Source organism: Pseudoduganella chitinolytica (assembly GCF_029028125.1).
GTDB lineage: Bacteria > Pseudomonadota > Gammaproteobacteria > Burkholderiales > Burkholderiaceae_D > Rugamonas > Rugamonas chitinolytica.
In genome coordinates, this window is record NZ_CP119083.1 from 4,724,357 (window position 1) to 4,750,382 (window position 26,026).

A 26,026-nucleotide genomic window follows, 5' to 3' on the forward strand; every position below is an offset into this window, starting at 1 on the left:
GGGATGTCCGATGAAGAAACGCACCTTTATTGCCGCGCTGGCAGGCGCCGGCGCCTTGCCCGCCCTACCCGCGGCCGCTGCATCGACCGCTCCGCGCGGCCCGGCCCTGCTGACCGTGACCGGCGCCATCGCCAAAGCGAACCGGGGGAAGTTCGATCCGGTCGCCGACCAGATGATGCACAAGCAGAAGCTGGCCTTTGACAAGGCCTGGATCTTCGACTACGCGGCGTTGACGGCCCTGCCGGCCGTGACGATCCGGCCGACGCTGGAATACGACGGCAAGGTCCATACGTTGAAAGGCCCGTTGCTGACGGACGTGCTGAAGGCGGCCGGCGCCACCGTCACGCCGGCAACGCGCCTGGCCCTGCGCGCCGTGGACGGCTACGCGGCCGCGATCACGGGCGAGCAGGCCCGCGCGCGGCGCTACCTGGTCGCCACGCACCTGGACGGCCAGCCGATGGCCCTGGGCGGCCTGGGGCCGCTGTGGGCCGTCTACGATGCGGACCGGGTGCCGGAGATGGCCGGCAAATCGCCCGCCGAGCGCTTCAACAGCTGCCCGTGGGCGCTGTATCACATCGAGGTAACGTGAAAAAGGGACAGGCCGCGGCGCGGCCTGTCCCTTCGATGTTCTTGCGCTGTGGCTTAAGCGTAGGCTTCGGCCAGCGACATGACGCGCGGCGTCACGGTAATGCCCACGTCGCCGAACACCTTGTTGATCGCTGCCATGTTGGCTTCGCACTCTTCCGCTTTCCAGCCCTTGAACAGGTCCGTGCCGTCCTTCTGGAAGTGCAGGTCCAGCACCTTGCCGCGGTCCTTGTGGGTGTAGCCGGAGCTGTGGGTCTGCTGGAAGCCGGCGGCTTGCAGCGCTTCCAGCACGGCGGCCGGCGGATTGTCCGGGTCGGTGGCCATGTAGACGCCATAGGTTTTGCCGGGCGGCTTGGCGGCCACGTCGACTTCATAGATGCCGGGCGCCTTGGTCACGGTCGTGGATTTCAGAAATAGCATAACGATCCCCTGTCCGGCGCAGATTGGGCATCGCGCCGATGATGAAAAAGTGTTGTGTTGGAGTAAGAGAAGCCTAGCTTATTGCTTCGGGCCAAATTTGTCGATCACAACGGAATGATTTTTGCTGTCGCGCAACGAAACGCCTGTAAACACAAGGTGTCCTGACAAGATTACCGCGTCAGAATTGCCGTGGCGTATAGCCAATAAGATAGCGCGGCTCTATTTGGGCGGCGCAGCATGCTTGCGCGCCGCCAGCTCGACCGTCGGCGCCACCAACGCCTCGTACAACGCGCCGGTCGGCGCATCCCATGCACCGACAGCGGCCTGCTGGCGCGCCACCGTTGCCATGTCGCCCCGTGCGATCGGGCCGCTCAGTGCCGGCGCCGCCCCCAGCCGGAACACGTTCGACAACGTTTCCTGCGCCAGCGGATGGGCCAGCTCGCGCGCCACCGCTTCCGGGATGCCGGCCGCTTGATAAGCGCGCAGTGCCGCGTCCAGCACCGTCACCAGGTAATTGCTGGCGAAGACCGCCGCCGCGTGATAGACCGTCTTCGCGGCCGCGTCGATCGGCACCGGCCGGGCACCGATCGCGCTCAAGGCCGGCGTCAACACGGCCAGCGCGGCGGCGTCGCCCTCGATGCCGACGAACGTGCCGTCAAAGGCGGCCGCGACGGCTGCCGGATCGGCAAAGCTGCGGATCGGATGGGCGCTGGCGACCAGGGCGCCCTGCGCGCGGGCCGCTTGCAGCGCATCGGAAGCGAGCGCGCCGCTGCAATGGCACACGACCGCGCCTTGCAGCGGCACGGCGGCCGCCAGGGCAGCGCAGGCGGCGCCGATCTGGTCATCCGTTACGGCCAGCAGGTAGCAGTCGACCGGACGCAGGGCCGCATAGGCTGGCGCCACCGTGCCGGCGCCGATGAACCGGACCCCGCGTTCGGCCGACGCCGGCGAACGCGCCAGCACGTCCTGCACGGCAAATACGCCCCGCTCGTGGAACAGCCGGCCCAGCACGCGGCCAACGTGGCCGGCGCCGATGATGGTCAGGCGCCGCATCAGAAGCCCGATCCCATCAGAAGCCCGATCCCGGCTGCTGCAGGTACTCCAGCTCCTCCGGGGTCGAGGCGCGGCCCAGGATGGCATTGCGGTGCGGGAAGCGGCCGAACCTCTGGATCACGGCGTGGTGCCGCCTGGCGTAGTCGAGCATGGTGTCGAACCCGCTGGCCGACGCATTGAGCTTGTCGAACAGGATCACGGCGCGCTCCTGCAGCGCCAGGTTCTCCGCGTGTTCGAACGGCAGGTAGGCAAACGCGCGCTGCACCGGCGGCAGGGTCTGGCTGGCGCCCGAGTCGTCGATCGCCAGCGCCGCTTCCAGCGCCAGCGCATCGCCGGCAAAGGCCTTCGGCGTGCCCCGGTAGATGTTGCGGGTGAACTGGTCCAGCACCAGGATGCGTGCCAGCACGCCCTGCGTGCCCTCGTCGTCCCACTGGCGCAAGCCGCCCGCCAGCGCATCCTCGACGATGTCGCCGAACAGGCGGAAGATCTCGCGGTCGAACGCGTCGTCCTTGCGGAACCACTCCGCGCGTTGGGTGTTGTGGCCCTTCACGCCGATCGGCAGGAACCAGAAATCCAGGACGTCTTGTGCCGTTACCAGCATGTGCTCTCCATGTCAGTTGCGGGCGTGCGTCAGCGCGAAGCTGTCGATGCCCTCGAAACGCGCCATCTCGGTGGCCAGTTGCGCCAGCGGCGCCCCGCTGCGCTTGCCCAGTGCCAGCGCGACGAAGCGCCACTCCATCTTGCCCTGGTCCTGGCTGATCATCAGCGAGCCGCCCGCGATCTCGTAGCCGCGCGTCAGCGCCAGCGCGCGCAGGCGCTCCTCGGCCGGCTCGTAGCCCGCCTGGAAGCGCATCGTGATGGCGATCGCATGGCGCGACGGCAGCAGTGCCTCCACCTTGGAAAGGTAGATCATCACCATCGCGCACAGCAGCGCCAGGCCCATCGCGGCCATGTAGAAGCCCACGCCGACCAGGATGCCGATGACGGAGGAAGCCCAGATCGACGCAGCCGTCGTCAGCCCGCTGATGTTGAAGCCCTCGCGCATGATGACGCCGGCGCCCAGGAAGCCGATGCCGGTGACGATGCCCTGGATGACGCGGGTGGGATCGGTGCCGACGGCCGCCGCCGTGTGCCCGCCGAACCAGAAGTCGGGATAGCCGCCGACCACCGTCAGCGCGGCCGAGGCCATGCACACGAGGCCATAGGTGCGCATGCCGGCGGCGCGGCCGTGATACGCCCGTTCGTAGCCCACCAGCATGCCCAGCAGCAGCGCTCCGATCAGGTTGAGCAGGATGACGCCATTGGTCATCAGCTCGCCGGAGGACCAGTACGCGCCGAGGAAATCCGCGGTGGGCATGATGTTCACGCCTTGGACGCCTTCCTGGTCAGCTGCTTCTCGAACGCGACATCGAGCTTGCTGATGCGCTGGGGCTTCTGCGGCCCCTGCGCGTTGACGAAGGCGACGAATTCATCCAGTTCCATCGGCGGGCACAGGGGCGGCTTGCCCGGTCCCTCGGTCAGGAAGAAGTGGCCGCTGCCGGTGCGCGACATCGACCAGCCCGGGTTGCCGCTGCGTTCCTTCAACCGGTCGATGGCGTTCGACGCGCGGGTGGAGCGGTTGCTCATAATGGTGTTGTCCTTTCTTCCAGCCACGCCAGGGCGGCGCCCTGCACGTGCGGGCGCAGGCGCCGCAGCACGGTGGCGTGGTAATCGTTCAGCCACGCGACTTCGTCGGCCCGCAGCAGGGTGCGGTCGATGCAGCGCGTGTCGATGGGGCACAGCGTCAACGTCTCGAAGGCGAGGAAGTCGCCGAATTCGGTGGCGCCGGCCGGCACGTTCAGTACCAGGTTCTCGATGCGGATGCCCCACTTGCCGGGCCGGTAGATGCCCGGCTCGATGGAGGTGATCATGCCCGCTTCCATCGCCGTATGCGGTTCCGGCATCAGCGACGGCGAGATCGATTGCGGCCCTTCGTGCACGTTGAGGAAGTAGCCCACGCCGTGGCCGGTACCGTGGCCGAAGTCGATGCCGGCCGCCCAGATCGGCGCGCGCGCGATCGCGTCCAGCATCGGTGCCCGTGCGCCGCGCGGGAAGCGGGTCGCAGACAGTGCCATCATCCCCTTCAGCACCAGCGTGAAGTCGCGCCGGTGCTCGACCGTGATGGCGCCCACGGGCACGACGCGGGTAATGTCGGTGGTGCCGCCCACGTACTGGCCGCCCGAGTCGATCAGCAGCAGGCCGTCGCCTTCGATGCGGGCGCAGCCGGCCGGCGTGGCGCGGTAATGCATGATGGCGCCGTTGGCGCGAAAGCCCGCGATGGTACCGAAGCTGGGGCTGACGAAGCCGGGCCGGCGTGCCCGAGCGGCCGTGATGTGTCGGTCGATCGCCACCTCGTCCAGCGGCACCTCGTCACGGCGCGCCAGTGCATCCTCCAGCCAGGCGAAGAACTCGCACAGCGCGGCACCGTCCTGCTCCATCGTCGCGCGCACGTGCGCCGCTTCGGCTTCCGTCTTGCGCGACTTGGCAAACGTGGTCGGGTTGATGGCTTCGACGACGGTGACGTGGTGCGGCACCGCCTGGCGCGTGCCATGCGTGATGCGGCGCGGGTCCAGGAGCAGCGTCACGTTCGGCGCCAGCTCGGCCAGCGCGCCTTCCAGGCCGGCGTAGGGCGCGACGTCGACGCCATCGTCCGCCAGCGCCGCGCGCAGGGCTTCCGGCACCTTGTTCTCGGCCACGAACAAGGTGGCGCGCTCCGGCGTGACCAGGGCGTGGGAGACGAAGATGGGGTTGTACGACACGTCCGCGCCGCGCAGGTTGAACAGGTAGGCGATGTCGTCCAGGGTCGAGATCAGGTGGCGCTCGGCGCCGAGCTGCGCCATGGCCGCGCGCAGTGCGATCAGTTTATCGGCGCGCGACGTCGCGGCGTACGGCGGCAGGTGCTCGTACACGGGCGCCTGCGGCAGGCCGGGACGGTCCGTCCACACCTCGTCCAGCACGTCCAGGTCGGTGCGCAGCGCCACGCCGCGCGCATCGAGCGCCTGGCGCAACTGGCGCGCGATGGCCAGGCCCAGCACGGCGCCATCGACGGCGATCACCTGGCCAGGCTGCAAGGTGGCGGCCAGCCAGTCGATGTATTGCGTGCTGGCGCCCGACGAGATTTTCATCAGCGCGATGCCGGTGCCGGCCAGCTCGTCCTCGGCCTGGGTCCAGTAGCGCCCATCGGTCCACACGCCGGCGAACTCCTGGGTGGCGATGAACGTGCCGACCGATCCCGTGAAACCGGACAGCCACTCGCGGCCCTGCCAGCGCGGCGGCAGGTACTCGGACAGGTGCGGGTCCGACGACGGCACGATGCAGGCATCGATGCCGTGGCGGCGCATGGCCTGGCGCAGTGCTGCCAGGCGGGCGGGGATCGGGTGGTCGGTGGACGGCTGCGGTTGGGACATGGTCGCGGTCATTGGTCGAGCTGGTGAGCCACTATGATACCGTGCGCCGGCCCATCCGGCAGACTAGTGCAGCACGCGCGGCGCCTCGCTCTCGGTCAGCGTGCCGTCGTGGTGCGAGGTTTGCTGGAAGTCCATGCGCGGCCGGTTTTCCACCATGTCGCGCACCGCCCGCACGATCTCGTCCTGCGCCACGTAATGCAGCATGTGGCCCGCGTCCTGCACCGTGTGCAGCTGGCTTTGCAGCAGCTCGCGGTGCAGCCGCTCGGCGTTCTCGGCTGGCGCGACCATCTTGTCGCCGGCGCCGGAGAAGATCGTCACGGGCACGGTGATCTCGGCATAGCGGTGGCGCTGCTTGGCCGCTGCGGGGATCATCAGCGCCGACTCGGCGCCAGCCGCGCGCAGCTGCGACGGCCGCAGCGACAGCCACTTGGGCCAGCGCGCAAAGGCGGCGGCCGGTGGGCGCGGGCTGAACGCCCGCTTGACGAACGAGGACCAGGCCAGCCGACCCAGCAGCGGCGACACGGTAAAACGCATCAGGTCGCCGACGACCGGCACGGCCGGGCCGGACAGCAGCGCCGCATCCAGGCGCGGGCTGGGGTAGTAATAACCTGCGAGCAATATCAGGCCCTTGACGAGGCGCGGGCTGTCGGTGGCCATCGCCAGCGCGACCAGCGTGCCCCACGAGTGGCCCAGCACGTAGGCCTGTTCGACGCCGATCTGCTGCAGCGCGCTGCCCAGCAGGGCCGCCTGTTCGGTCGGCGTCCAGATGGTGCTGCGCGGCCGTTCGCTGTAGCCGAAGCCAGGCCGGTCGAACGCGATCACGCGGTGATTCTGCGCCAGCATGTCGATCAGGCCCGACAGCTCGAAGTCGTGCGACGTCGCGCCATTGCCGTGCAACAGCACGACGACAGGCCCCGCACCCCGTTCCAGGTAGTGCAGCCTGACGCCATCCACCTCGACGAACTGCCCGGCCGGCGGATGGTCCGCCTCGGCCTGTTTTGTCTTGCCGCGCACCACGAGATACGCAGCGGCCAGCGCCCCGGCCGCGACCAGCAGCTTGGTTGCCAGCCCGCCCTGCCCGCGCGGCTGCAACGGCGCCTTGTGCGCCAGCAGCCGGGACCGCAGGTCCCAATCCTGTCCACTCATCCGTGCCATAACGACTCCCAAGATTCAACCATGTTCGCGTACAGGCTAAATCAGCATCGGGCGATGCTTTGTTAGGGCACTAACACTGGGGAGTATCCATCCGCAAAGCCGGGTCAGCGGCCGGGCACCGTCGCCAGCAGGAAGTCCACGAGTGCCCGCACTCTCAAGGGCAGATGACGGCCATGCGGGTATAGCACGGAGAACGGCCGCGCACAGCCGCCGTGCTCGCCCAGCACTTCGACCAGCGTACCGGCGCGCAAGTCTTCCTCGACCGTGAAGCGGTAAGCCTGGAACAGCCCGCCACCGCTGCGTGCGAGCGTCACCCCGGCCAACAGGTCTTCGAACACGCAGCAACTGCCCGCCACCGCCACCTCGACCGCTTTGCCCTGGTCACGCAGCAGCCACGGCACGGGGCGGCCAGTACGGGGCAACGCAAAATTGATGCAGTCGTGCTGTGCCAGCGCCGCGATCGCGTCGGGCCTGCCGCGCGCGGCCAGATAGCCGGGTGCGGCAACGACGACAAGTTCCGCGTCCTCCAGCTTGTGCGCAACCAGACGCGAATCGGGAAGCTCGCGCGCCCGGATCGCCAGGTCGTAGCCGTCGTCGACGAAATCGATGTTGCGGTTGCTGACGTGAATTTCCACCTGGACGTCCGGATATGCCATGCGAAAGCGCGGCAACAGTGGCAGCAAGCGATGATGCCCATAGGTGGTCGGTGCGCTGATGCGCACGACGCCGGCGGGCTGCCCGTGGGTGCCGGTCACGGTCCGTTCCGCGTCGATCAGCAGCGCCAGGCCCTGGCGGCATTGCTCGAGATAGCGACGTCCCGCTTCCGTCAGGCTCATCTGGCGCGTGGTACGCACGAACAGCTGCGCACCGAGGCGCGCTTCCAGGCGTGCCACCGACCTGCTGACGGCTGCGGGCGTGACGCCCAGCGCATGGGCGGCAGCCGTGAAGCTGCCCTGCTCGGCCGCCGCGCAGAAGAGCTCGATGCTGCCGACCAGTACATCGTCGAAATGGCGCCTCATTTTCCGGGGTTATTCATTACATCGTGTATCGGATGATTTGTTCAGCCAAGGGTTTATAGGTTTATCGAACATCAATAGACTACAACATATTGCAGCTCTTGCAATGAGCCACCCAAGGAGACCAACGCATGAAACTGTATTACTCGCCCGGCGCCTGCTCGCTCGTGCCCCACATCCTGCTGCGTGAGACCGCGCTGCCGCACACGCTCATCAAGGTCGATACCGGCAAGCACGTCACGGAACAGGGCGTGGACTATCGCGGCATCAATCCCAAAGGGTACGTCCCCGTGCTGGAGCTCGAGGATGGCGTACGTTTGACCGAAGGACCGGTCATTGCGCAGTTCATCGCCGACCGCGCGCGGCGCGAGGATCTGATGCCCGCCGCCGGCTCCATGGCCCGCTACCGCGTGATGGAGTGGCAGAACTACATCACCTCCGAGCTGCACAAGTCGTTCAGCCCGCTGTTCAATCGTGCGCTGGACGCGGCCGCCAAGGAGGTGTTCCTCGCCATTTTGCACAAGAAATTCGCGTGGGTGTCGGAACAGCTGGCAGCCCAGCCTTACCTGACCGGCACCGGGTTTACTGCCGCGGACGCCTACCTGTTCACCGTCGCAGGCTGGGCGAAACTCGTCGGCCTCGAGCTCGCCGGGCTGGCGCCGTTGCAGGCATTCCTCCAGCGCGTGGCAGCGCGGGACGCCGTACGGCAGGCGCTGGTGGCGGAAGGCCTGGCGCAAGCGTAATCCAAACCCAACCAGGAGTTCTGCAGCATGTGGAAAAATACGGAAGTAACGCATCGCCTTGGCCTCACGGTCCCCATTGTCCAGGGGCCATTCGGCGGCGGCATCTCGTCGGTCGACCTGGTGGTCGCCGTCTGCGAAAGCGGCGGCCTCGGGTCCTTTGGCGTGCATCACCTGGACGGTAACGGCATTCGCGAGGTCGCCAGCGCGATCCGCGCCCGCACCGCGCGCCCGTTCGCACTGAACCTGTGGATCCCGCTGGGCGACGCGGACGACCCGCAGGTGGACGACGCGGCGTTCGATCGCAGCGCAGCCTTGCTGCAGCCCTACTGCGACGAGCTGGGTCTGGCGCCACCGGCACGGCCGGCCCGTTTCGCCCCGCGCTACGCCGAACAGATCGAGGCGGTACTGGACGTGCGACCGGCGGTGCTGAGCTTTGTCTTTGGCATCCCGACGGCCGACATCCTGGAACGCTGCCGCGCGCTGGGCATCGTCACCCTCGGCGCCGCCACGACGGTGGCGGAAGCGGTGGCGCTGGAGCAGGCCGGCGTCGACATGGTCGTGGCCACCGGCTTCGAAGCCGGCGGCCATCGGGTGTCGTTCCTGCGCCAACCGGAGGACTCGATCACGGGGACCTTCGCGCTGGTGCCGCAGGTGGCGGATGCCGTGCGTATTCCCGTGATCGCCGCCGGCGGCATCGCGGACGGTCGCGGGATCGCCGCCGCGCTGGCGCTGGGCGCGCAAGGCGTGCAGATCGGCACGGCATTCCTGGCCTGCGTGGAATCGAACGCGGCCCCCGTCCATCGCGAGATGCTGTTCAGCCCGGCCGCACGCGAGACGGGCCTGACGACGGTGTTCAGCGGCCGGCTGGCGCGCGGCATCCGCAACCGCCTGATGGACGAGCTGCAGCCCCACGCGGCCCAGCTGCCGCCCTATCCGGTGCAGAACTGGCTGACGAGCGCCGTGAAAAAGGCCGCGGCGGCGCAGGGCCGGCCCGACCTGATGTCGCTGTGGTGCGGCCAGGCCGCCCCGCTGCTCGCCCAGCGCGACGCGCGCGCGCTGATGGCCACGCTGGTGGAGGAAACGACGCGCGTCACCCGCCGGCTGGACGGCCGCTGAACTAGGGAAGCTAACCGGCCTGGAAGCGCCGCAGCCCTTCCAGGTCGAGGATGCGGATGCCGCCGTAGTCGACCCGCAGCAGGCCTTGCCGCTCCAGGACCTGCAAGGCCTGGTTGGCGCGCCCGCGCGAGGCGCCCGACAGCAACCCTACCTCTTCCTGCGAGATCTGCACGAGGCGCTCGATGCCCGGGTACAGGTGCGAATTGAACAGCGAGGCCAGGCAGCGCGCCACCCGCGTATCCGGGTCCAGCAAGCGCTCGTTCTCGACCATGCCGATGAACTGGCCCAGCCGCTCGTTCAGCTGCATCAGCAGGAAGCGCGTGAACGGCAGGCTCGTCTCCAGCAGCCAGTGGAAAGTCTCGGCCGGCATGCGCGCGATGCGGCTGTCGCGCAGCGCCATCGCGTCGTACTTGCGGTGCTCGTCCTTCAGCAGCGAACCTTCGCCGAACCAGCCGCCCGGCGGCACGCCCGTAAACGTCACGCTCTTCCCCGACGGCGAAAAGTTGTTCATCTTGACCATGCCGGCAATGATGCCGACCCAGTTGTCGACCACTTCCCCCTTGCGGCACACAAAGCCGCCTTTCGGCACGAATACCTCGAACGTGGTGGCCTCGACGCGCGCCATCTGGTCGGGCGTCAACGTACGGGCCCAGATGGCGCTGCGCAGGGCTTCCTTGAGGCTGGGTTGTCTGGTTTCCATTGTTGCGTCGCACCACAAAAAGTCCGGCCAATTGTCGTCGAAAAGACAACCTCGCACAGGATCGCAAGTTAATATCATCACACAAAAGCGTGCTGGATCAGAACTAAAACAGAAGTAAAACCACATGCCCCCCAGGGGCAGGGAGACACTGATGCAAGCAACGACGTTCCCGCGGCGCCTGCTCGAGCACGGGCGCGAGCGGCCGCTGAACAGCGCCTATCGCGAGAAGCACCTGGGCATCTGGCAGACGTGGAACTGGCAGCAGGTCAACGACGAGGTGCGTGCCCTCGCCTGCGGCCTGGCCGCGCTCGGGTTCGGGCGCGGCATGCACCTGGCCATCGTGGGCGACAACCGGCCGCGCCTGTACTGGGCCATGCTGGCGGCGCAATGCCTGGGCGGCGTGGCCGTGCCGCTGTACCAGGACGCGCCCGCCGCCGACATGGCCTACGTGCTGGCCGACGCGGGCATCCGCTTTGCCGTTGTCGAAGACCAGGAGCAGGTCGACAAGCTGCTGGAACTGAAGGCCCAATACCCCGCCATTGCGCACATCGCCTACGACGACGAACGGGGCCTGCGTCACTACCGCCAGCCCGAGCTGCTGTCGCTCACCCGATTGCAGGAAGCGGGCCGCGCCTGGGATCGTGCCAACCCCGGCTGTTATGAAGCGGCCATCGAAACGGGCCAGCCGGGCGACAATGCCGTGATCCTGTACACCTCCGGCACCACCGGCAAGCCGAAAGGCGTGTGCCAGACCCACGCCGCGCTGATGGCGGCCGGCAGCGGCGGCGTCGCGTTCGAGCACCTTACCGACGACGAAAACGTGCTGTCCTACCTGCCGATGGCATGGGTCGGCGACTGCCTGTTCTCGTTTGCCCAGGCGCTGGTCGCGGGCTTCACGGTGAACTGCCCCGAGTCCGGCGAGACCGTGATGACGGACCTGCGCGAGATCGGCCCGACCTATTACTTTGCCCCGCCGCGCGTGTTCGAGAACATGCTGACGCAGGTGATGATCCGGATGGAAGATGCGGGAACGCTTAAACGTCGTATGTTCCATCATTTCATGGCGGTGGCGCGACGCTGCGGCGCCGAGCTGCTGGACGGGCGCCCCGTCGCCTGGTCCGACCGCGTCGCCTATGCGTTGGGCCAGGTGCTGGTGTATGGCCCGCTGAAAAACGTCCTCGGCTTCTCGCGCGTAAAAGTCGCGTACACGGCCGGCGCCGCCATCGGTCCGGACCTGTTCCGCTTCTACCGCTCGATCGGCGTCAACCTGAAGCAGTTCTACGGCTCCACCGAGACGTGCGCCTACATCTGCCTGCAGCCGGACGGCCAGATCAAGTTCGACAGCGTGGGCAAGCCAGCACCGGGCGTGGACGTGCGCCTGGCGGACAACGGTGAAGTACTGGTGAAGTCGCCGACCCTGATGGAAGGCTACTACCAGCGCCCCGATGCGACGGCTGAAGCGATCGATGCCGACGGCTACTTCCACACCGGCGACGCCGGCGTGTTCGATGGCGACGGCCACTTGCGCATCATCGACCGCGCCGCCGACGTGGGCCGCATGAACGGCGGCGCCATCTTCGCGCCCAACTACGTCGAGAACAAGCTGAAGTTCTTCCCCTTCATCAAGGAAGCCGTCGCGTTCGGCCATGGCCGCGATACGGTGTGCGCGTTCCTCAACATCGACATGGAAGCGGTGGGCAACTGGGCCGAACGGCGCGGCATCGCCTACGCCGGCTACACCGATCTCGCCGCCCATCCGCAAACCTATGCGCTGATGCAGGAATGCGTCGAGAAGGTCAACGCCGACCTGGCCGGCGAGGCGCTGATGGGGCAGACGCAGATACACCGCTTCCTCGTGCTGCACAAGGAACTGGACCCCGACGACGACGAACTGACGCGCACGCGCAAGGTGCGCCGCAAGTTCATCGCCGACAAGTACGCGGTGCTGATCGACGCGCTGTATTCAAGCAAGGCTTCGCAATACATCAGCACCCAGGTCAAGTTCGAGGACGGCCGCACCGGTACCGTGGCCGCCGATATCCGCATCGCCGACTGCCGCACGTTCCCGGTCGTCACCGCCAACGCCGCATGAGCGAGGGAGATTCCATGCAGATGAACGAACCCGATGCCTATTTCCAGGCAGGGCGCCAGAGCGGCCCGGTGATTTTAGACCTGCGCAATATCTCGCTGTCGTTCGGCGGCGTCAAGGCACTGACCGACATCTCGTTCGACGTGCGCCAGCACGAGATCCGCGCCATCATCGGCCCCAATGGCGCCGGTAAAAGCTCGATGCTGAACGTGATCAACGGCGTGTACCGCCCGCAGCAGGGCGAAATCGTTTACCGGGGCGAGCACCGCAAGAACATGGATTGCTACGCGGCCGCGAAATCCGGCATCGCCCGCACGTTCCAGAACATCGCGCTGTTCAAGGGCATGACGGTGCTGGACAACATCATGACGGGCCGGAACCTCAAAATGACGTCGAACTTCCTGCTGCAGGCGCTGTACTGGGGCCCGGCACGACGCGAGGAGATCGCCCACCGCCACAAGGCCGAGGAGATCATCGACTTCCTCGAGATCCAGCACATCCGCAAGACCCCCGTGGGCCGGCTGCCGTACGGCCTGCAGAAGCGCGTGGAGCTGGGCCGGGCGCTGGCGGCCGAGCCGGACATCCTGCTGCTGGACGAGCCGATGGCCGGCATGAACGTGGAGGAAAAGCAGGACATGTGCCGCTTCATCCTGGACGTGAACGACCAGTTCGGCACGACGATCGTGCTGATCGAGCACGACATGGGTGTCGTGATGGACATCTCGGACCGCGTCGTCGTGCTCGATTACGGCCGCAAGATCGGCGATGGCACACCAAGCGAGGTGCGGGCCAATCCGGAGGTGATCTCGGCGTATCTGGGAGGCGCGCATGGACATTAACTTCTTCTTCGAAGTCCTGATCGGCGGCCTGCTGTCGGGCGTGATGTACGCGCTCGTCGCCATCGGCTTCGTGCTAATCTATAAGGCCTCGGGCGTGTTCAATTTTGCCCAGGGCGCGATGGTGTTCTTTGCCGCGTTGACGTGCGTGGGCTTCATGGACAAATTCGGCATGCCGCTGTGGCTTGCCATCCCTGCCACCGTCGTCGTGATGGTGCTCCTGGGCCTGTGCATCGAGCGCGTGGTGCTGCGCCCTCTCGTCAACCAGCCCGAGATCACGCTGTTCATGGCCACCATCGGCCTGGCGTTCTTCCTCGAGGGCCTGGCCCAGCTGCTGTGGGACTCGCAGGTGCATCAACTGGTGCTGCCGATCGAGGACGTGCCCCTGCAATCGGTGCTGGACCGCTTCAACCTCGTCGTTTCACAGTTCGACGTGACAGCGGCCGCCGTATGCGGCGTGCTGGTACTGCTGCTGGCCGTGCTGTTCGCTAAAACGAAGGTCGGGCGCGCGCTGCGGGCCGTGGCGGACGATCACCAGGCCGCGCTGGCCGTCGGCATTCCGCTGCAGCGCATCTGGGCCATCCTGTGGGCCGTGGCCGGCGTCGTCGCGCTGGTGGCGGGCCTGTTGTGGGGCGCCCGCAACGGCGTGCAGTTCGCGCTGACGTTCATCGCGTTGAAAGCGCTGCCGGTCCTGATTCTGGGCGGCTTCACGTCGGTGCCCGGCGCCATCGTCGGTGGCCTGATCATCGGTGCCTCGGAAAAGCTGGCCGAAGTCTATATCGGCCCCCTGGTCGGCGGCGGCATCGAGGGCTGGTTCCCGTACGTGCTGGCCTTGCTGTTCCTGCTGGTGCGGCCCGAAGGGCTGTTCGGCGAAAAGATCATCCGGAGGATCTGACATGTTCTATCGTGAAGCGGGCCAGTTCAAGACCACGTACGAGGCGGACGGCCAGATCCTGCCCATCCGCCAGGACCGCATCGCGCTGCTGGCGACGCTGGCGGTGGCGGTGCTGGTGTTGCCGTTCGTCGCCACGCCCTACTTCCTGTCCGCGATCCTGATCCCGTTCCTGATCTTCGCGCTGGCGGCGCTGGGCCTGAACATCCTGACGGGCTACGCGGGCCAGCTGTCGCTGGGTACTGCCGCATTCATGGCGGTGGGCGCATTCGCGTCGTGGAATTTTGTCTACCGCTTCCCCGGCCTGCCGATCCTGGCCGCGTTCGCGCTGGGCGGCCTGTGCGCGGCCATGGTCGGCATCGCGTTCGGCCTGCCCTCCTTGCGCATCCGCGGCTTTTACCTCGCCGCCTCCACGCTGGCAACGCAGTTCTTCGTGGTGTGGTGCCTGACCAAGATCCCGGCGTTGACGGGCGGCAGCGCCTCCGGCGTCATCACGGCGCAGAAGATCGTCATCCTCGGCTATGCGTTCGACACGCCGCAGCGCAAGTACGTGCTGGTGCTGCTGATCGTGGCGCTGATGGCGCTGCTGGCGAAGAACCTGGTGCGCTCGAACGTGGGGCGCTCCTGGATGGCCGTGCGCGACATGGACGTGGCGGCGGAGGTCATCGGCATCCGCCTGATGCGCGCCAAGCTGCTGGCGTTTGCCGTCAGCTCGTTCTACTGCGGCGTGGCCGGCGCGCTGTACGCATTCGCCTATCTCGGCACCGTGGAGCCCGAGGCGTACAGCCTGGACCTGTCGTTCCGCATCCTGTTCATGATCATCATCGGCGGCGTCGGCTCCATCCTCGGCTCGTTCCTGGGCGCCGCGTTCATCGTGCTGCTGCCGGTCGGGCTGAACATCGTCGCGCACGGCCTGGGCCTGCCGACCAGCGTGGCCTCGAACCTGGAGCTGATGGTGTTTGGCGCCCTGATCGTTTTCTTCCTGATCGTGGAACCCCACGGTCTGGCGCGTTTGTGGCAAATCGGTAAAGAGAAGCTGCGCCTGTGGCCATTCCCGCACTAGGCGCCATAACAATTCCAAAGGAGAGCTCATGACGTTCAAATCCCTCGTACTCGGTGCCGTGCTGGCGACCAGCGGCGCCACGGCGCTGGCCCAGCAGTTCGTTGCGCTGCCGTCCTACCGCGTCGGCCCGTATGCCTCCGGCGGCGCCGGCTTCTATGGCGGCATCATCGACTACTTCAACCTCGTCAACGCGGCGGGCGGCGTGAACGGCGTCAAGGTCACGTGGGAAGAGTGCGAGACGGAATACAACCCGTCGCGCGGCGTCGAATGCTACGAGCGGCTGAAGACGAGCCAGGGCGGCGCCACGCTGGTCGAGCCCCTGTCGACGGGGATCGCGTACGGCATCCTGGACCGCATCCCGCAGGACAAGATCCCGATGACGATGCTGGGCTACGGCCGCTCCGATGCCGCCAACGGCAAGGTGTTCCCGTACGTGTTCCCGCTGATCTCCAGCTACTGGAGCCAGGCCGCGGCCATGGTCAAGTACCTGGCCGACAAGAACGGCGGCAACCTGAAGGGCAAGAAGATCGTGCACCTGTACCACGACTCCGCCTTCGGCAAGGAACCCTTGCCGGTGCTGGAGGCGCTGGCGAAACAGCATGGCTTCGAGCTGGTCAAGGTTCCCGTGGCGCCGCCGGGCAGCGAACAGCAGGCGCAGTGGCTGCAGATCCGCCAGGCGCGGCCCGACCACGTGATCCTGTGGGGCTGGGGCGTCATGAATTCGGTCGCCATCAAGACCGCGCAGCGCAACGGCTTCCCGCGCGACAAGATCCTCGGCGTGTGGTGGGCCGGCTCCGAGGAAGACACCGTGCCGTCCGGGGACGCCGCCAAGGGCTATACGGCGATGTCGTTCAACACCCCCGGCAACTACCCGGTGCTGGACGACATCCGCAAGAAGGTCTATGCGGCCGGCAAGGGCAACTTGCCCGACCAGGGCCGCATCGGCTCCGTCTACCACATGCGTGGCGTCACGGCCGGCATCCTGTTCACCGAGGCGATGCGCACCGCGCAGGACAAGTTCGGCAAGGGCAAACCCGTCACGGGCGAGCAGTTGCGCTGGGGCCTGGAAAACCTGAACATCGACGCCGCGCGCCAGAAGGCCATCGGCGCAGCCAACATGTTCCCGACCGTGAAGACCAGCTGCGAAGACCACGAGGGTTCTGGCGCCGTCAAGGTGCAGCAATGGGACGGCAAGAAATGGGTGGCCATCACGCCGAACTGGATCGTGGGCGACCGCGCGCTGGTGAAACGGCTGGTGGACGAATCGTCCAACAAGTACGCGGCGGAGAAGAAGCTGACGCCCGCCTGCATGAAGTGACCGGGGATCGCATGAGCTACCTGTCCGTCAACAACATCGAGGTGATCTACGACCACGTGATCCTCGTGCTCAAGGGCGTGTCGCTGCAGGTCCCGCAGGGGAAGATCGTCGCGCTGCTGGGCGCGAACGGGGCCGGCAAGTCGACCACGCTGAAGACCATCTCGACCCTCTTGCGCGGCGAGCGGGGCGACGTGACGAAGGGAGAAGTGCGTTTCCAGGGCGAGCGGATCGACCAGCTGACGCCCAATGAGCTGGTGCGGCGCGGCCTGTCGCAGGTGATGGAGGGGCGGCACTGCTTCGGCCATCTCACCATCGAGGAAAACCTGCTGACGGGCGCGTACACCCGCAAGGCCTCGCGTGCCGAGCTGCGCGACTCGCTCGACAAGGTGTACCACTACTTCCCGCGCCTGAAGGAGCGCCGCGCCAGCCAGGCCGGGTACACGTCCGGGGGCGAGCAGCAGATGTGCGCCATCGGCCGTGCGCTGATGGCGAAGCCGTCGATGATCCTGCTGGACGAGCCGTCGATGGGGATCGCGCCGCAGATCGTCGCGGAGATCTTCGACATCGTCAAGGACCTGAACGCGCGCGAGAACGTGTCGTTCCTGCTGGCCGAACAGAACACGATGGTGGCACTGCGCTACGCGGACTTCGGCTACATCCTGGAGAACGGCCGCGTGGTGATGGAGGGCGCGGCCGCCGACCTGGCCGACAACGAGGACGTCAAGGAGTTCTACTTGGGCGTCTCGGGCGCCGAGCGCAAGAGCTTCCGCGACCAGAAATTCTATCGCCGGCGCAAACGCTGGCTGGCCTGAACCATGAACCTGAACAAAGCCAAACAACTGTGCCGCTCCTTCCCCGGCGTGACGGAGGAGATCAAATGGAGCGGCGTGCTGGTCTACTGCGTGGGCGGCAAGATGTTTGCCGCCACCGACAACGACGACCAGGCCACTCGCCTCAGCTTGAAGGTCGAGGACGACGCCTTCCTGGCCTTGACGGACCGCCCCGGCTTCGTGCCGGCGCCCTACCTGGCGCGCGCGAAATGGGTGATGATCGACGACTTCAAGGCCGTGTCGGACACCGAGGCGGCCAGCCTGCTGCGCCGCGCCTACGAGCTCATCTTCGCCAAGCTGACAAAAAAACTGCAGCGCGAGCTCGGAGGCACGCCATGACCCTGGACAGCCGCGAAACGCGCGCGCCGGCCGAACGCGAGGCCGACCTGATGGCGCGCCTGCCCGGCCTGATCGCGCAAGCCCGCACGGCACCGGGCTGGGCGCGCATCCTGGGCGACGTCGACCCGGCCGGCATCGATACGCGCGCCGCGCTGGCGCGCCTGCCCGTCACGCGCAAGGCCGACCTGAAGGCGCTGCAGCAGCAGGACAAGCCGTTCGGCGGCCTGACCAGCACGCCGCCGCGCCGGCTGGGCCGCATCTACATGTCGCCCGGTCCCATCTTCGATGCGGAAGGCCGTTCGCCCGACTGGTGGCGTTTCGCGCGGCCGTTGTACGCGGCCGGCGTACGCCCCGGCGGCCTGCTGCAGAACTGCTTCTCGTACCATTTCACGCCGGCCGCCTTCATGGTGGAATCGGCGGCGGCCCTGATCGGCTGCACGGTGATCCCGGCCGGCAGCGGCCAGACGGAACTGCAGGTGCAGGCGATGGCCGACCTGCGGCCGGACACCTATGTCGGCACGCCGTCGTTCCTGAAGCTGATCGTGGAGAAGGCGCGCGAGATGGGGGCGGACATCGGCAGCGTGCGGCACGCGCTGCTGAGCGCCGAGGCGCTGCCCGATTCGCTGCGCCAGTGGTTCGTCGACCAAGGTATCGCGCACGTGTGCCAGGCCTATGCGTCCGCTGACGCCGGCGCCATCGCCTATGAAACGCGCACGGACGACAAGCTCAATCCCGGCATGGTGCTGGACGAGGAGGTCATCCTGGAAATCCTGCGGCCCGGCTCCGGCGAACCCGTGCCGGCCGGCGAAGTGGGCGAGGTCGTGCTGACGGTGTTCAATCCGGACTATCCGCTGGTCCGCTTTGCCACCGGCGACCTGTCGGCCGTGCTGGCCGATGCGCCGCCGTCGCCGTGCGGACGCACCAACACGCGCATCCGCGGCTGGCTGGGGCGCGCGGACCAGACCACCAAGGTGCGCGGCATGTTCGTGCATCCGGCCCAGGTGCACGAGGTGGCGCGGCGCCATCCGCAGGTGGGCAAGGTGCGCCTGGTCGTGACGGGAACGATCGCGGACGAGACGATGACCCTGCATTGCGAGGTCGATGATCTCACGGGGCCGGTGGAGACCATCGTCGCAACGATACGCGAGGTGACGAAACTGCGCGACGACGTGCGCTTCGTCGCGCGCGGCAGCCTGCCCAACGACGGCAAGGTGATCGACGACGCGCGCGACTACCGCTGAACCGCCAGCGTGCGGCGGCGCCACACGGCGATCAACCCGAGGCCCCCGGCCAGCATGGCCCACGTGCCGGGTTCGGGAATGGCCGGTGTCAGCAGCACGTAGGCAAAGGTGCCGTTGTCGCGCCGCGCCTGGGCCAGGATCTGGCCGTCGTCGTTCAGGTCGTAGACGAGATCGACGCTGTAGCCGCTGCCGTCGATGCGGTCGCGCAGGTAGGCCATCTCGCCATCCTCGTAGATCCACGGCTGGATGCCTTGCCTGCTCAGCGACGAGCCGACGACCTGGCCCAGGTTGTTGATCTCGCGCGCCTGCGTGACCTCCGCACCGGGCATCTGCACCGTCGTCAGTTCGCCGTCCTGCCAGATCCACGCGTGGCGGAAGCGCTGGTTGACGATGACCTGGCCCAGGTCGTTGATGCCCTCGGCCTCGCTGCCGGGGCCGGGCACCGCCAGCAGCTGCATCGTGCCGTTCTCGTAGATGAACGGGCTGCGCTGGAAATCGCCCACCGTGGTCTCGGACCAGCCGACCACCGTGCCGGCGTTGTTCAGGCCCAGCGCCGTCGCCTGGTTGCCGCCCAGGGTGCCGAGGTTCGTCGTCACGCCGTTCGAGTAGAGCAAGGCCTGCTGGGCGCCGTTGCGGTACCCGGAGCCGATGACCTCGCGGGCGTCGTTGAGGTCCCACGGCGAGGACATGTGGTCGCCCTGCGCGCTGTCCGGAATCTGGCTGATCCTGCCGAAACGGGTGCGCAGGTAGGACCGGTATTCGCCGCCGCTGTTACGGAACTGGAAGACGGCGTCGCCATGGTCATTGAACCCGGCCGGCGAGCCGGTGAGCCGCAGCGGCTCGATCGTGCCCCAGCGGTAGAGCAGCGTGCCGGCGGTGCTGTGGGACCCCATCATTTCGCCAGCGTTGTTGAGGGTCGTCCATTGGACGTTCGACAGCTCTGGCGTCAGCGACGCCAGGTCGGTCAGGGTGTAGCGCGGCAGGGCATGGGCGGTGCCGGCCAGCAGACAGGCGCCGAGGATGGCGGTACGGGTAAGGGAGTTCATACTCATGACGGCCTTTCGGGGAAAGAGACAACGAGCAGACTGCGCCCACGATGGGCGCGTTTCGGATGCTACCCCAATGGCGGCAGTATTAAAACGACAATGAAACTACCAAATTGCAAGTGTCGCGGGCCGGACCCGGCCCATGTGCGACCGTCGCGCCCGGAATGGCGGATAATTCAGCTGTCATTCACCCAGCCGTCGAACCATCATGTACGAATTTCATCATCAACGGGCCCGCGCCCTGCTCGACAACGCGGAAGAGATCTTTGACGCGGACCGCGTCCAGGGCGCCGTGCGCCAGGTGGCGCGCACGTTGAACGAACGCTTCGGCGCCGAAGACGAATTCCCCCTCGTGCTGGGCGTGATGGGCGGCGCCGTCGTGTTCACCGGCCACCTGCTGCCACAGCTGTCGTTCCCGCTCGAATTCGACTACATCCACGTCAGCCGCTATGGCGACGAGGACCGCGGCGGCGAAGTGGTGTGGAAAGTGGTGCCGCGCTCGAACGTGGCGGGCCGCACCGTCATCGTCGTCGACGATATCCTGGACGAAGGCGAGACGCTGGCGCACGTGAAGCAGCGCCTGCTGGACATGGGCGCCAAGGAAGTCATCATCGCCGTGTTCGCGGACAAGGCGATCGGCAAGGCCAAGCCGGTACGGGCCGACATCGTCGGGCTGACGATCCCCAACCGCTTCGTGGTGGGCTTCGGCATGGACGCCTACGGCTATTGGCGCAACCTGCCGGGCCTGTGGGCCTTGCGCGGCGAGGACTTGTCCGGCGGTTGAGCGGGCACGCCGGCGTGGTAACCCCTGGATGGGGGATGCCGGCGCTCCTCCCTAAGCCCAATGGGCGGCGCGCGGCGCAGGACTTACCATTTTTGCATACCGTACAACCCACGAGGTGCAAACATGAGTAACCCGAAACTGGAAGTCCTGACCCCGCACAACAGCCAGATCATCTTCATCGACCACCAGCCGCAGATGGCCTTTGGCGTGCAGTCGATTGACCGCCAGGTCCTGAAGAACAACACCGTCGCGCTGGCGAAAGCGGCCAAGGTGTTCGCGATCCCCACCATCATCACGACCGTCGAGACGCAGAGCTTCTCGGGCAATACGTATCCGGAACTGCTGGACGTGTTCCCGGGCCAGGACATCCTGGAACGCACGTCGATGAACTCGTGGGACGACCAGAAAGTGCGCGACGCGCTGGCCAGGAACGGCAAGAAGAAGGTGATCGTATCGGGCCTGTGGACGGAGGTGTGCAACAACAGCTTCGCGCTGTGCGCCATGCTGGAAGGCGACTACGAGATCTACATGGTGGCCGACGCGTCGGGCGGCACGTCGAAGGAAGCGCACGACTACGCCATGCAGCGCATGATCCAGGCCGGCGTGGTGCCGGTGACGTGGCAGCAGGTGATGCTGGAATGGCAGCGCGACTGGGCGCACCGCGACAGCTACGATGCCGTGATGACCATCGTCAAGGAACACTCGGGCGCGTACGGCATGGGCGTCGACTACGCCTACACGATGGTGCACAAGGCGCCGTCGCGCGCCACCGCGCAGCACGAGACGCTGGCGCCAGTGCCGGCCAGATAATCGGAGGCAGCGAGGGTCTGTCCCCGCAGGGGACTGACCCTGAAGTTCTGCTTGATCCGTAAAGACGCGAAGCAACTTCGGGGTCAGTCCCTGTGCAGGGACGGACCCCAACAAATTTACAGCGCCAGGCGCGCCCGCGCCGCCGCGTATTCCGCCTTCAGCCGCTCGACCATCTCGGCCACCGTCGGCACGTCGTCCATCAGGCCGACGCCCTGGCCGGCGCCCCAGATGTCGCGCCATGCCTTGGCGCTGCCGGAGCCGAAGCTCATCTTGCTCTTGTCCGATTCGGGCAGCGCTTCCGGATCGAGGCCGGCCGCGACGATCGATTTCTTCAGGTAGTTGCCGTGCACGCCCGTGAACAGGTTCGTGTAGACGATGTCGGCCGCACTGGACTCGACGATCGCTTCGCGGTAGCCGTCGCTGACGTTCGATTCCTGCGTGGCCAGCCAGCGCGAGCCGATGTACGCGAAGTCGGCGCCCATCGCCTGCGCCGCCAGGATCGCGTCGCCGCTGGCGATCGAGCCGGACAACGCGATCGGGCCGTCGAAGAACTTGCGCACTTCACCGACCAGCGCGAACGGCGACAGCGTACCGGCATGGCCGCCGGCGCCGGCCGCCACCAGGATCAGGCCATCGACACCGGCTTCCAGCGCCTTCTGCGCGTGACGGATCGACACCACGTCGTGCAGCACGATGCCGCCGTAGCTGTGGATCGCGTCCAGCATCTCCTTCGGCGGCGCGCGCAGCGACGAGATGATGATCGGCACCTGGTGCTTGACGCACACTTCCACGTCATGGGCCAGGCGGTCGTTCGACTGGTGCACGATCTGGTTGACGGCGATGGGGCCGACCTTCTTGTCCGGATTGGCGCGCTGGAAGTCGGCCAGCTCGGCCTGCAAATCCGTCAGCCACGTGTCGAGCAGCTCGGCCGGGCGGGCATTCAGTGCCGGGAACGAGCCGACGATGCCGGCCTTGCACTGCGCCGCCACCAGGGCGGGACCGCTGGCGATGAACATCGGCGAAGCGATAACGGGAAGGGACAGGTTTTGCAGCACTTGAGGCAGGGCCATGGTCGACTCGCGCAAAAAGGTTAAGGAACGATCCGGCCGATTATAGACCTGAAAAAGTACGGTCGTGCGGATTCTAGACGTAAAACTCTATCGCTGGGGTCTGTCCCCGGTAAGTGGCTTGGGGTCTGTCCCCGGTAAGGGTTGGCTCGAAAGCTCGCAGTGGACGTTGCCAGGGGACTGACCCCGGTTTTTCGAGCCGCAGCGTGGAAAACCGGGGTCAGTCCCCTCGTGAAGCCGCCAGCAAGCGCTTCAGCCAACCCTTACCGGGGACAGACCCCAAGCATCACCAATCTCAAGCGTTGACGAGGTACTCGCCATCCACCTTCGCCGCCAGCCCGCGCACCAGCTGCTTGACGGTCCACGCGGCCAGTTCCTCGTCGCTCTTGTGCAGGTAGCGCCGGTTCGATTCGACGACGACGGGGATCGATGCCAGCAGCGGCGCCACATCCGCCATGGCGATCTGCTGGCGTTCCAGCAGCAGGAACTTGAGCAGCACCTTGACGCCGTATTCGGCATTGTTGGAAGGCTTCGACGACAGGAAATCGAGCCGCCGGCGGGCCCGTTGCAGCGCCGCGTCGACATCCTCGAATACCGCGCCGTGGCCGGGGATGACGAGGCGTACGTCCAGTCCCGCGATGACGTCCAGCGTGGCCGCCGCTTCGGAAAAGCCGGCGTCGCCTTCCAGCTCCGGGAAGATGACGCCGAAGCCGTTGTGCCACAGCGCGTCCGCCGAGATCAGCACCTTGTGCTCCGGGCAGTACCAGATCAGCGAGTGCGCATGGTGGCCCGGCGCGCCCAGCACCTGCCACGTGTGGCCACCCAGCGTCAGCACGTCGCCCGGCGCCACCGTGCCGGCGATCGTGAAGCGCGGGCATTGCTGGCCGGTGGCCTGGAACGTCAGCGCGGCCTCGTCCCAGCGGCGCACCTTGTCGCCCTCCTCGGCCGGCACGAACGTGGCGCAGCCGTAGTGCGCCTGCAGCGCCGCGTTGCCGCCGCAGTGATCCGAATGCAGGTGCGTCGAGTACAGGCGATCCAGCTGGCGCCCCTGCAGCGCATGGCGCACCAGTTCGACGGTCTGCGCCGCATGCGTGACGTAGCCGCTGTCGACCAGGGCCGTGTCGTGCGGACCGATCAGGAGGATGTTGTTGGCGGAAAGCCAACCGCGTTCGAACACGCGGATGGAGTCGGGTAAGGTCATCATTTTTTCATCTGGAACGCCAGCGAGATCCTGGCAAATTCCACCAGCACGTCCTGCGTGCCCCCGTTGAAGGTGGCGAACGCGGTGCCGGTCCGCACGATCATCCGCGGCGGGAACAGCCAGGACAGGTATGGAATCCCGATCATCTTCGCGCCGCGCACCTCGTCCCAGCGCACCTTGCGGTCGATGACGCCCGTCTGGCGGATCCCTTCGGCGTCGATCGTCGTGGTCGCGCGCAGGAACCAGTACAGGCTGACGGCCAGCATCGCACCGGCGCCTGCCAGCAGTGCCTGCACGCCGAACGAGAACTGGGGCAGCGGATGGCGCAGCGCCACGCTGACGGTGTAGGCCGCCAGCGCGATCGTCAGGACCGTGGCGACGGCCTTGAAGCCGTTGCCGTACGTGGGACCGGACACGGTGCGTTCGGGTCGATAGTGCGCCATCGCGATCCTAGTCGAACTCGATCGTCTGCTCGCGCGCGGGCAACTGCGCCCAGACGGCCCGCTTGTAGTCGTCGCTGGCATTGGCCCACGCGACGATTTCGTCAATCGTGCGCAGGCAGCCCTCGCAGTAACCCGTCGCGCGATTCATCTTGCACAGGCTGACGCACGGCGATGGCACGGGGGTCGGCAGAGGGGCCGCCGGTCGCGGCGGAAGAGCAGAATTCATGTGTGGTGGTATTGACAACAATCAAATCAATCAACGTGCATTCTAGCCGATCCACGTTTGCGCCGGTCCGTGCCGAATCTGGCTATACTGGACCAAAACAAGGCCCGCGGAATACACGGAGCGCCGAGGAGACGCAGTCAAGCAGCACGCGCAACATGGCAGGAACAGCGCATGCGGACAGCGCGGCAACAGACCGATGCGAAAGCAGGCATCGGCTGCTGTCACTGACGATTCACCAGCCTCCGAGGTCCTCATGAAACACGGTCAGCACTGGTTTACCCAGGTACGAAAGACGGCGGAAGCCATTTTCGGCCGCAATGCATTCCCCGACGGGGCCTTCGACTTCCCCGCGGCCTTCGAGTTGCCGGAAGCGATCTTCGACACATCGCCCCCGGTCGCGGCGCCCTTGCAGCCGGGCGCCCGCTTCCTCAATGGCGTGTACGAAAACAACGCCGGCGCCCGCCGCTACAAGCTGTACATCCCCTCGACATGGAAGGGCCAGCGCTTGCCGCTGGTCGTCATGCTGCACGGCTGCGCGCAGGACCCGGACGACTTCGCGGCCGGCACGCAGATGAATGCGGTGGCCGAGGAACGCAAGTGCTTCGTGTTGTACCCGGCGCAGTCGCCCGATGCCAACAACTCGCGCTGCTGGAACTGGTTCAATGCGCTCGACCAGCGCCATGGCCAGGGCGAGCCGTCCATCATCGCCGGCATGACGCAGCAGGTGCTCGACCACTACCCGGTCGCGCGCAACCAGGTCTACATCGCCGGCATGTCGGCCGGCGGGGCCATGGCGATCATCGTCGGCACGCTGTATCCGGAGTTGTTCTGCGCCGTCGGCGTGCATTCGGGCCTGCCGTATGCGGCCGCGCGCGACCTGCCGTCGGCCCTGTCGGCCATGCAGCGGGGCGCCGCCGGCGCGCGCGACACCAACAACGCGGGCCTGCCGATGATCGTCTTCCATGGCGACCAGGACACCACGGTCCATCCGGCCAACGGCGAAGAGCTGCTGGCGCAAGGGCTGCGCAGCCATCCGCTGGGCGGCACGGCGCGGCCCTCGCGCCTGGCGGGGCGCGTGCCCGACGGCTATGCCTACACCCGCATCAAGCATTGGCTGCACGACGGCTCGCCCCTGGCCGAACACTGGGTCATCCACGGCGCCGGTCATGCGTGGTCGGGCGGCAGCGCGGCCGGCAGTTATACGGATGGCAAGGGGCCGGACGCAAGCCGGGAAATGATGCGCTTCTTCAGCACCGTGCGGGCGGCCTAGCCCGACGGCGTCGCCCTTGCCGCCTGCGCCGCGATGTGCGCCCGCAGGCAGGCCGGGCACCAGCACCCCACCGCCGCGCCCTTGCCCGGCACCGGCACGGCCGGGGGCAGCGCCGTGCACCAGCACGGCGTCGTGTCGGCCTGGCCGTCCGGGCCCGGATCGGCCATCGCGCAATGGAAAGTGGCGCCGCAGCGCTCGCAGGTGCTCATGGGCCGAGGCTAGCTCAATGGCGTCGAAATTACAATCTTTGGCCCTATAATGCGGGGGCACGCCGTCAAGCCGCGCAACCCGGCGGTTGCAACACCCCGTGCCGGAGCCCGTGCTTCGCTGTAAAATC

29 protein-coding genes are annotated in these 26,026 nt (G+C 66.9%); 14 read left to right on the plus strand and 15 right to left on the minus strand.

Annotated features, from left to right (window positions below; translation table 11 throughout):
- Positions 1–10 precede the first annotated feature (10 nt).
- Entirely contained in the window at positions 11–589 is a 579-nt protein-coding gene (locus tag PX653_RS20915) for a putative pterin-binding protein (protein WP_277414641.1), read from the plus strand.
- Positions 590–642: 53 nt separating this feature from the next.
- Here the strand turns inward: PX653_RS20915 and PX653_RS20920 are convergent, their stop codons facing one another.
- The 8 genes from PX653_RS20920 to PX653_RS20955 form a co-directional block, all read right to left on the minus strand.
- Entirely contained in the window at positions 643–1,005 is a 363-nt protein-coding gene (locus PX653_RS20920; RefSeq protein ID WP_277414642.1) for a hypothetical protein, read from the minus strand.
- Between the two features lie 219 nt (positions 1,006–1,224).
- A complete protein-coding gene (locus PX653_RS20925; protein ID WP_277414643.1) occupies positions 1,225–2,058 on the minus strand; it encodes a Rossmann-like and DUF2520 domain-containing protein in 834 nt (277 codons plus the stop codon).
- A gap of 16 nt (positions 2,059–2,074) precedes the next feature.
- The gene (locus PX653_RS20930; protein ID WP_277414644.1) at positions 2,075–2,659 is read right to left on the minus strand and encodes a DUF924 family protein; all 585 of its coding nucleotides are present in this window, start codon (positions 2,657–2,659) and stop codon (positions 2,075–2,077) included.
- A gap of 12 nt (positions 2,660–2,671) precedes the next feature.
- Positions 2,672–3,415, minus strand: coding sequence for an MgtC/SapB family protein (locus PX653_RS20935; protein WP_277414645.1), 744 nt, complete (start codon positions 3,413–3,415; stop codon positions 2,672–2,674).
- A 5-nt stretch (positions 3,416–3,420) separates the two neighbouring features.
- On the minus strand, positions 3,421–3,684 hold the full coding sequence (locus PX653_RS20940) for a hypothetical protein (protein ID WP_277414646.1): 264 nt from the start codon (positions 3,682–3,684) through the stop codon (positions 3,421–3,423).
- Entirely contained in the window at positions 3,681–5,504 is a 1,824-nt protein-coding gene (locus PX653_RS20945) for an aminopeptidase P family protein (protein ID WP_277414647.1), read from the minus strand. The genes PX653_RS20940 and PX653_RS20945 overlap by 4 nt, the downstream gene beginning before the upstream one ends.
- A gap of 63 nt (positions 5,505–5,567) precedes the next feature.
- On the minus strand, positions 5,568–6,659 hold the full coding sequence (locus tag PX653_RS20950) for an alpha/beta fold hydrolase (RefSeq protein WP_277414648.1): 1,092 nt from the start codon (positions 6,657–6,659) through the stop codon (positions 5,568–5,570).
- A 104-nt stretch (positions 6,660–6,763) separates the two neighbouring features.
- Positions 6,764–7,678, minus strand: coding sequence for a LysR family transcriptional regulator (locus PX653_RS20955; protein ID WP_277414649.1), 915 nt, complete (start codon positions 7,676–7,678; stop codon positions 6,764–6,766).
- Between the two features lie 128 nt (positions 7,679–7,806).
- On the opposite strand from PX653_RS20955, the gene gstA reads away from it, so the two are divergent.
- Positions 7,807–8,418: a glutathione transferase GstA gene (gene gstA / locus PX653_RS20960; RefSeq protein ID WP_277414650.1), complete on the plus strand. Its 612-nt coding sequence runs from the start codon at positions 7,807–7,809 to the stop codon at positions 8,416–8,418.
- Between the two features lie 27 nt (positions 8,419–8,445).
- Complete coding sequence (locus tag PX653_RS20965; protein WP_277414651.1) at positions 8,446–9,534, plus strand: NAD(P)H-dependent flavin oxidoreductase; 1,089 nt, start codon at positions 8,446–8,448, stop codon at positions 9,532–9,534.
- Between the two features lie 10 nt (positions 9,535–9,544).
- On the opposite strand, the gene PX653_RS20970 is transcribed toward PX653_RS20965, so the two are convergent.
- Positions 9,545–10,234: a Crp/Fnr family transcriptional regulator gene (locus PX653_RS20970; protein ID WP_371876362.1), complete on the minus strand. Its 690-nt coding sequence runs from the start codon at positions 10,232–10,234 to the stop codon at positions 9,545–9,547.
- A gap of 151 nt (positions 10,235–10,385) precedes the next feature.
- Here PX653_RS20970 and PX653_RS20975 point away from each other — a divergent pair, with 151 nt between their 5' ends.
- Genes PX653_RS20975 through PX653_RS21010 form a run of 8 tightly spaced genes read left to right on the plus strand, consistent with a single transcriptional unit; the run spans position 10,386 to position 18,842 of the window.
- Complete coding sequence (locus PX653_RS20975) at positions 10,386–12,326, plus strand: AMP-binding protein (protein WP_277414652.1); 1,941 nt, start codon at positions 10,386–10,388, stop codon at positions 12,324–12,326.
- 14 nt (positions 12,327–12,340) lie between these two features.
- Entirely contained in the window at positions 12,341–13,162 is an 822-nt protein-coding gene (locus PX653_RS20980) for an ABC transporter ATP-binding protein (protein ID WP_277414653.1), read from the plus strand.
- A complete protein-coding gene (locus tag PX653_RS20985; RefSeq protein WP_277418628.1) occupies positions 13,158–14,054 on the plus strand; it encodes a branched-chain amino acid ABC transporter permease in 897 nt (298 codons plus the stop codon). The genes PX653_RS20980 and PX653_RS20985 overlap by 5 nt, the downstream gene beginning before the upstream one ends.
- A 1-nt stretch (position 14,055) precedes the next feature.
- Positions 14,056–15,114 carry a branched-chain amino acid ABC transporter permease gene (locus PX653_RS20990; RefSeq protein WP_277414654.1) on the plus strand — a complete coding sequence of 353 codons (1,059 nt, stop codon included), beginning with the start codon at positions 14,056–14,058 and terminating at the stop codon, positions 15,112–15,114.
- Positions 15,115–15,142: 28 nt separating this feature from the next.
- Positions 15,143–16,432: an ABC transporter substrate-binding protein gene (locus PX653_RS20995; RefSeq protein ID WP_277414655.1), complete on the plus strand. Its 1,290-nt coding sequence runs from the start codon at positions 15,143–15,145 to the stop codon at positions 16,430–16,432.
- An 11-nt stretch (positions 16,433–16,443) separates the two neighbouring features.
- Positions 16,444–17,244 (plus strand): ABC transporter ATP-binding protein, encoded by an 801-nt coding sequence (locus PX653_RS21000; protein WP_107140025.1) that lies wholly within the window; start codon positions 16,444–16,446, stop codon positions 17,242–17,244.
- A gap of 3 nt (positions 17,245–17,247) precedes the next feature.
- Complete coding sequence (locus PX653_RS21005) at positions 17,248–17,601, plus strand: MmcQ/YjbR family DNA-binding protein (protein WP_277414656.1); 354 nt, start codon at positions 17,248–17,250, stop codon at positions 17,599–17,601.
- Positions 17,598–18,842: a phenylacetate--CoA ligase family protein gene (locus tag PX653_RS21010; protein WP_277414657.1), complete on the plus strand. Its 1,245-nt coding sequence runs from the start codon at positions 17,598–17,600 to the stop codon at positions 18,840–18,842. Before PX653_RS21005 ends, PX653_RS21010 begins: the two co-directional genes overlap by 4 nt.
- Here PX653_RS21010 and PX653_RS21015 read toward each other — a convergent pair.
- Positions 18,833–19,894: a PEP-CTERM sorting domain-containing protein gene (locus PX653_RS21015; RefSeq protein WP_277414658.1), complete on the minus strand. Its 1,062-nt coding sequence runs from the start codon at positions 19,892–19,894 to the stop codon at positions 18,833–18,835. The genes PX653_RS21010 and PX653_RS21015 overlap by 10 nt on opposite strands.
- Positions 19,895–20,096: 202 nt before the next feature.
- On the opposite strand from PX653_RS21015, the gene PX653_RS21020 reads away from it, so the two are divergent.
- Both PX653_RS21020 and PX653_RS21025 read left to right on the plus strand, forming a co-directional pair.
- Positions 20,097–20,672, plus strand: coding sequence for a hypoxanthine-guanine phosphoribosyltransferase (locus PX653_RS21020; protein ID WP_277414659.1), 576 nt, complete (start codon positions 20,097–20,099; stop codon positions 20,670–20,672).
- A gap of 123 nt (positions 20,673–20,795) precedes the next feature.
- Positions 20,796–21,482 carry a hydrolase gene (locus PX653_RS21025; RefSeq protein ID WP_277414660.1) on the plus strand — a complete coding sequence of 229 codons (687 nt, stop codon included), beginning with the start codon at positions 20,796–20,798 and terminating at the stop codon, positions 21,480–21,482.
- 116 nt (positions 21,483–21,598) lie between these two features.
- Here PX653_RS21025 and PX653_RS21030 read toward each other — a convergent pair whose 3' ends face one another.
- From PX653_RS21030 to PX653_RS21045, 4 genes are all read right to left on the minus strand, one after another.
- The gene (locus PX653_RS21030) at positions 21,599–22,552 is read right to left on the minus strand and encodes an NAD(P)H-dependent flavin oxidoreductase (RefSeq protein ID WP_277414661.1); all 954 of its coding nucleotides are present in this window, start codon (positions 22,550–22,552) and stop codon (positions 21,599–21,601) included.
- A gap of 292 nt (positions 22,553–22,844) precedes the next feature.
- Complete coding sequence (locus PX653_RS21035; RefSeq protein ID WP_277414662.1) at positions 22,845–23,753, minus strand: MBL fold metallo-hydrolase; 909 nt, start codon at positions 23,751–23,753, stop codon at positions 22,845–22,847.
- Positions 23,750–24,193 (minus strand): hypothetical protein, encoded by a 444-nt coding sequence (locus PX653_RS21040; RefSeq protein WP_277414663.1) that lies wholly within the window; start codon positions 24,191–24,193, stop codon positions 23,750–23,752. The genes PX653_RS21035 and PX653_RS21040 overlap by 4 nt, the downstream gene beginning before the upstream one ends.
- A gap of 7 nt (positions 24,194–24,200) precedes the next feature.
- Positions 24,201–24,371: a DUF1289 domain-containing protein gene (locus tag PX653_RS21045; protein ID WP_307730775.1), complete on the minus strand. Its 171-nt coding sequence runs from the start codon at positions 24,369–24,371 to the stop codon at positions 24,201–24,203.
- Between the two features lie 301 nt (positions 24,372–24,672).
- On the opposite strand from PX653_RS21045, the gene PX653_RS21050 reads away from it, so the two are divergent.
- The gene (locus PX653_RS21050) at positions 24,673–25,689 is read left to right on the plus strand and encodes an extracellular catalytic domain type 1 short-chain-length polyhydroxyalkanoate depolymerase (protein ID WP_277414665.1); all 1,017 of its coding nucleotides are present in this window, start codon (positions 24,673–24,675) and stop codon (positions 25,687–25,689) included.
- On the opposite strand, the gene PX653_RS21055 is transcribed toward PX653_RS21050, so the two are convergent.
- Entirely contained in the window at positions 25,686–25,898 is a 213-nt protein-coding gene (locus PX653_RS21055) for a cysteine-rich CWC family protein (RefSeq protein ID WP_277414666.1), read from the minus strand. The genes PX653_RS21050 and PX653_RS21055 overlap by 4 nt on opposite strands.
- Positions 25,899–26,026 lie beyond the last annotated feature (128 nt).

Coding starts and splice junctions, on each gene's coding strand:
- PX653_RS20915 (WP_277414641.1), top strand. CDS start 11: ATGAAGAAACGCACCTTTATTGCCGCGCTGGCAGGCGCCGGCGCCTTG.
- PX653_RS20920 (WP_277414642.1), bottom strand. CDS start 1,005: ATGCTATTTCTGAAATCCACGACCGTGACCAAGGCGCCCGGCATCTAT.
- PX653_RS20925 (WP_277414643.1), bottom strand. CDS start 2,058: ATGCGGCGCCTGACCATCATCGGCGCCGGCCACGTTGGCCGCGTGCTG.
- PX653_RS20930 (WP_277414644.1), bottom strand. CDS start 2,659: ATGCTGGTAACGGCACAAGACGTCCTGGATTTCTGGTTCCTGCCGATC.
- PX653_RS20935 (WP_277414645.1), bottom strand. CDS start 3,415: ATGCCCACCGCGGATTTCCTCGGCGCGTACTGGTCCTCCGGCGAGCTG.
- PX653_RS20940 (WP_277414646.1), bottom strand. CDS start 3,684: ATGAGCAACCGCTCCACCCGCGCGTCGAACGCCATCGACCGGTTGAAG.
- PX653_RS20945 (WP_277414647.1), bottom strand. CDS start 5,504: ATGTCCCAACCGCAGCCGTCCACCGACCACCCGATCCCCGCCCGCCTG.
- PX653_RS20950 (WP_277414648.1), bottom strand. CDS start 6,659: ATGGCACGGATGAGTGGACAGGATTGGGACCTGCGGTCCCGGCTGCTG.
- PX653_RS20955 (WP_277414649.1), bottom strand. CDS start 7,678: ATGAGGCGCCATTTCGACGATGTACTGGTCGGCAGCATCGAGCTCTTC.
- gstA (WP_277414650.1), top strand. CDS start 7,807: ATGAAACTGTATTACTCGCCCGGCGCCTGCTCGCTCGTGCCCCACATC.
- PX653_RS20965 (WP_277414651.1), top strand. CDS start 8,446: ATGTGGAAAAATACGGAAGTAACGCATCGCCTTGGCCTCACGGTCCCC.
- PX653_RS20970 (WP_371876362.1), bottom strand. CDS start 10,234: ATGGAAACCAGACAACCCAGCCTCAAGGAAGCCCTGCGCAGCGCCATC.
- PX653_RS20975 (WP_277414652.1), top strand. CDS start 10,386: ATGCAAGCAACGACGTTCCCGCGGCGCCTGCTCGAGCACGGGCGCGAG.
- PX653_RS20980 (WP_277414653.1), top strand. CDS start 12,341: ATGCAGATGAACGAACCCGATGCCTATTTCCAGGCAGGGCGCCAGAGC.
- PX653_RS20990 (WP_277414654.1), top strand. CDS start 14,056: ATGTTCTATCGTGAAGCGGGCCAGTTCAAGACCACGTACGAGGCGGAC.
- PX653_RS20995 (WP_277414655.1), top strand. CDS start 15,143: ATGACGTTCAAATCCCTCGTACTCGGTGCCGTGCTGGCGACCAGCGGC.
- PX653_RS21000 (WP_107140025.1), top strand. CDS start 16,444: ATGAGCTACCTGTCCGTCAACAACATCGAGGTGATCTACGACCACGTG.
- PX653_RS21005 (WP_277414656.1), top strand. CDS start 17,248: ATGAACCTGAACAAAGCCAAACAACTGTGCCGCTCCTTCCCCGGCGTG.
- PX653_RS21010 (WP_277414657.1), top strand. CDS start 17,598: ATGACCCTGGACAGCCGCGAAACGCGCGCGCCGGCCGAACGCGAGGCC.
- PX653_RS21015 (WP_277414658.1), bottom strand. CDS start 19,894: ATGAGTATGAACTCCCTTACCCGTACCGCCATCCTCGGCGCCTGTCTG.
- PX653_RS21020 (WP_277414659.1), top strand. CDS start 20,097: ATGTACGAATTTCATCATCAACGGGCCCGCGCCCTGCTCGACAACGCG.
- PX653_RS21025 (WP_277414660.1), top strand. CDS start 20,796: ATGAGTAACCCGAAACTGGAAGTCCTGACCCCGCACAACAGCCAGATC.
- PX653_RS21030 (WP_277414661.1), bottom strand. CDS start 22,552: ATGGCCCTGCCTCAAGTGCTGCAAAACCTGTCCCTTCCCGTTATCGCT.
- PX653_RS21035 (WP_277414662.1), bottom strand. CDS start 23,753: ATGATGACCTTACCCGACTCCATCCGCGTGTTCGAACGCGGTTGGCTT.
- PX653_RS21040 (WP_277414663.1), bottom strand. CDS start 24,193: ATGGCGCACTATCGACCCGAACGCACCGTGTCCGGTCCCACGTACGGC.
- PX653_RS21050 (WP_277414665.1), top strand. CDS start 24,673: ATGAAACACGGTCAGCACTGGTTTACCCAGGTACGAAAGACGGCGGAA.
- PX653_RS21055 (WP_277414666.1), bottom strand. CDS start 25,898: ATGAGCACCTGCGAGCGCTGCGGCGCCACTTTCCATTGCGCGATGGCC.